Source organism: Vibrio sp. 10N.222.52.B7, assembly GCF_041474275.1.
GTDB lineage: Bacteria > Pseudomonadota > Gammaproteobacteria > Enterobacterales > Vibrionaceae > Vibrio > Vibrio crassostreae_C.
The window spans coordinates 1-230 of the sequence record NZ_JBFRTU010000734.1 but is presented as its reverse complement, the minus strand read 5'-3'; the positions used below and the strand labels follow the sequence as shown (position 1 = coordinate 230).

The 230-nt window shown below is 39.1% G+C and carries 1 pseudogene; it reads left to right on the top strand.

What is annotated here, in order from left to right:
- Positions 1-230 (top strand): annotated as a pseudogene (locus AB4512_RS25040) (bifunctional aspartate transaminase/aspartate 4-decarboxylase); the annotation flags it as partial.

The following is a 230-nucleotide window of genomic DNA, read 5'->3' as shown; positions in this document are numbered from 1 at the left end:
TACCCAGTACCACCGCGTATGTTGGTAAACATTGAGAAAGTAGTTAAACAATACATCGCTGAAGAAATGTACGGCCCAACACCAATGACAACAGATTTTGATTTGTTTGCAACGGAAGGTGGAACCGCTTCAATGACTTATACATTCCAAACGATGTTTAACAACGGCTTACTTAAAAAAGGCGACAAGGTTGCGTTGATCACACCAATCTTTACTCCTTATTTAGAAAT